A 3,739-nucleotide genomic window follows, 5' to 3' on the forward strand; every position below is an offset into this window, starting at 1 on the left:
ATAATTCTAAGCACCTTTGTTGGAATACAATTACGACAAGATAGATGGTTCAAATCTCTATCAATTATAAATCACATTATAATTATCATTTAACATAAAAAAGATTATCGGCAATTGAATTTATTAAATATAACGCATTGATTTATTGTTGCTATTGGAATGTATGGCATTAAGTGTGATCGTGAGAAGCTACTTCTTTTACAACCAATAACAATGCACCAACAAGAGCGATAAGAGCAACTATAACAAACCATTCCATTATGTATCCTCCAACTCTTCAAGCCTACGATAGGCACGGCGATTAACTAATACTATAAGCAAAGCAATGAGAACTGATGCAACACAACCCGTCACCACCAGCAGTAGATTGGCTGTAGCGTAGTTCTGTGCCAGCCATGCAACCAATGACGCATCGAGAGCCACGCAGACAGCAAACACGACTTTCAGCCATCCAATTTCTTCCTTAAGCCTATCTGCCTTCGACATATGTTATTTTAATAATTATATAGATATGCTTCTGGGATTTGAAGTTCAACGGCGTCAATTGGCTTCTAATATTTTACAGTATCACCAACTAATTTAGTTGAATTCCAATTAAGGTACGTGATGCGTCATTATATCTTGAGCTCATTGATTTTTATTTTTACAATAGGCACATAGAATGGCGATCAATGGATAGTTCACCTCAACCACACCACCTGTCTTTATCTGATGATGCTCAAACAAATGCTACTCAGGAGCTTTATAACATTCGCTAAGCAAAATCAGTTGTCACATCCACCCCGACCAGCACCACCGCATCACCTTGCGTATAAGTATGGAAATTGCCGTGAATACCGCCATCGGCCCAACCATTGCTCAGCCCAACCACGCTATCGCCAGCATTGCCTTTGATCTTTAAGGTATCCGTGCTATCCGACAAATCCAATACATCCTGGGCCGTCAAAGTCAGCAAATTGTCTCCAACCCCATAAAGACTGATGGTCTCAATGCCGTGAATTTTGCCATGCACGGTACTCAAATCCAGATTAAAACCACTGCCGGCCAATCCCAGAGTGTCGGTGCCTGACCCACCATCAATCAGTTGAAAAGTCGCATCCGATATGCGAATGTAATCGTTGCCAGTACCACCATCAAACGAATCTGCGCCGCCCCGGCCGATCATCCGGTCGTTGCCATCACCTGTTACAAAACTTTCTGCGGCGGGAGTGCCGGTAAAATTATCATCGCCGGGTGTACCCAGAAAATCTACATCATCGTCAAAGCTGCTGCGACCAAATATCACGTAACTGGAGCCAGAGCTTTCTCCATTAGGGTCAGCCCCAGGTGCGCCGACAAGCAAATCATCAAACCCATCGCCATTCACATCGCCCGCGCCACTAACCGAAGTGCCAAATCTATCAAACGCTACAAAACCATCTAGGCGAAAACCGTCATTAACATCAAGTTTGGACAAATCCAGAATGGCGTTAAAACCCGATGCCTTGCCAAACACCACATAACTTGTTCCTGAATATTGATCAGAAGCATTTCGACCTCTAATCTCACCAACGACGACATCATCAAATCCGTCACCATTCACATCACCCGCACTGCTGACTGATATACCCAAAGATTCAATACCCGCTTCATCGCGCATACGGAAACCATCGCTGCCATCGAGTGCAAGCAAATTCAGCGTAGCATCAAATCCAGAATCCTTGCCAAAGACGACATAACTATTACCTCCATGATAGGAATCCGTATTATCGGAAGGTGAACCAATAATTAAATCGTTAATGCCATCACCGTTTATATCCCCTGCACTGCTAACTTGAAGTCCGGATGTATCATAGATATTGGAAACTGGAGCAGGCAAACGAAAGCCGTTACTACCATCAAGGCTGGCCAAATCAAATGCTGAGTCAAAATCGGAAGTCTTACCGAATATAATATAAACATCATTCTTATCGGTTATATGGCGATAACTTCTTTCGAAATTTATGCCAATAATTAAATCATCAATACCATCACCGTTAACATCTCCCGCGCTGCTGACCGAGGTCGATTGAGCTACCTCCCCGGAAACAGTGACGCGAAACCCCTTGCTGCCATCCAAACTGGAAGCCGGCAATACAGAGCTAAATCCGGAAGCTTTACCAAACACCACATATTCGACAGTAATAGGATTCTCAGGATTAGGAGAGTTATACTCTCTGGATACACCAATAATTAAATCATCATACCCATCTCCATTGATATCCCCTGCACTGCTGACTGCAATTCCAGAAGAATCACCATAACCGCCGCTCGATTCTCCATCTACACGAAAGCCTGTATCACCATTCAGAGTGGATGGATCCAGCGTAGCGCTAAATCCAGTAAGTTTACCAAACACCACGTAACTGGAACCCGAATTAGTACCATTCGAATCAGCTCTGGGAGCGCCTATAATCAAATCATCTAAACCATCGCCATTCACATCCCCGGCATTGCTGACGCTGCTACCTAACAGATCATCCGCAGTTAATCCATTCAGACGAAAACCATTGCTACCATTGAGACTGGACAAATTCATCGTAGCGTTGAAACCTGAAGCTTTACCAAACACCACGTAACTGGAACCCGAATTAGTACCATTCGAATCAGCTCTGGGAGCGCCAATAATAAAATCATCCAAACCGTCGCCATTAACATCTCCGGCATTGCTGACCGAAAAGCCTGAATAATTATTCGCCGCCATTCCATCTAGACGGAAACCGTTATTTCCATCAAGATCTGCTACATTAATACTATGCGTTGCCATTATTACTGCCTCTTGAATAAGAAGGGATTTTCAGGAAATGCTCCCATAGCAGTATGATTCGCCCTCATTTCTTTGCCATGAACCTGGTGATTTAATGACTGTGCTGTTGACTCAGCAGAGCACCAGATCGCATATACCCAAAATTGTTAATTTAAGTTGTCTATTATAAAAATATTTATAGCAAGAACTGGCACTGTGACATAAATATATTTTGATGTGAATTCAGAAAAATTCGGTAGTATCTGGTCAATTACATCATAGCTGTCATACGGGGCCAAATTTGGCTCTGCCGCATTTAGCGTTTTTCGTTCAAATCGATCATTGATCTCATTGAAGAAAAATTACCAAGAATCGCTTAATGCGACAGAGCCAGAGCCAAGTCGGTTAGGTGGTGCGGTTAGTTTTTGAGCCCGCCAACCATATAATTAAAGAACAGTACATTACCATTCAACTTTACCTGCAAGTGTCCAAGTCACTCCACCGTTGGTGGAAATGTAAGAGTTATCTCGAGCAACCCCTAAAAGGGTAGCATCAGTTGCAAAGTTAGGAGATATGCGGAACTCTGTAAATTGAATGTTTTGTTGCAGTAACACATCACCTACATTTTTCGAAGATATGATTTGTCCACTACTATTCAGAGTAATCCGATACAAACCCTTGCCATGAACGATGACAAAGATAAGCCCGTCATTAGCAAAGTTAGGAGAAAACTCAGCTTGCTGGATAGCTGTTCCCGGTCCTATGTGTTTTTGAGTCATCGTAACCCAATTATTTCCTCCATTCTTTGAACGGTATAATCCATTACTTGTGCCGACGAAGACCATTTTATCTGTGGCGAATTGAGGAGAGACGGCAATCGTAATATGTTGTTGCCCGGGAAGACCGCGCAGTGTAACTGATGAATCGAACTTAAGCGATCGTAGCCAAGTGTCACCACCATTCGTTGTACTCCAG

3 protein-coding genes are annotated in these 3,739 nt (G+C 43.0%); all 3 read right to left on the reverse strand.

What is annotated here, in order from left to right; translation table 11 throughout:
- Window positions 1-258 precede the first annotated feature (258 nt).
- The gene (locus C7H79_RS16625; protein ID WP_106708352.1) at window positions 259-486 is read right to left on the reverse strand and encodes a hypothetical protein; all 228 of its coding nucleotides are present in this window, start codon (window positions 484-486) and stop codon (window positions 259-261) included.
- 268 nt (window positions 487-754) lie between these two features.
- The gene (locus C7H79_RS16630) at window positions 755-2,785 is read right to left on the reverse strand and encodes an integrin alpha (RefSeq protein WP_106708353.1); all 2,031 of its coding nucleotides are present in this window, start codon (window positions 2,783-2,785) and stop codon (window positions 755-757) included.
- 440 nt (window positions 2,786-3,225) lie between these two features.
- Window positions 3,226-3,739: beta propeller repeat protein (locus C7H79_RS18165; RefSeq protein ID WP_508278636.1), on the reverse strand; the 514-nt coding region annotated here is incomplete at its 5' end.

This window comes from Nitrosomonas supralitoralis (assembly GCF_003011925.2).
Lineage (GTDB): Bacteria > Pseudomonadota > Gammaproteobacteria > Burkholderiales > Nitrosomonadaceae > Nitrosomonas > Nitrosomonas supralitoralis.

Bases quoted from the DNA above. Each gene is read 5' to 3' on its own strand.
- C7H79_RS16625 (WP_106708352.1), bottom strand. From the start codon at position 486: ATGTCGAAGGCAGATAGGCTTAAGGAAGAAATTGGATGGCTGAAAGTC.
- C7H79_RS16630 (WP_106708353.1), bottom strand. From the start codon at position 2,785: ATGGCAACGCATAGTATTAATGTAGCAGATCTTGATGGAAATAACGGT.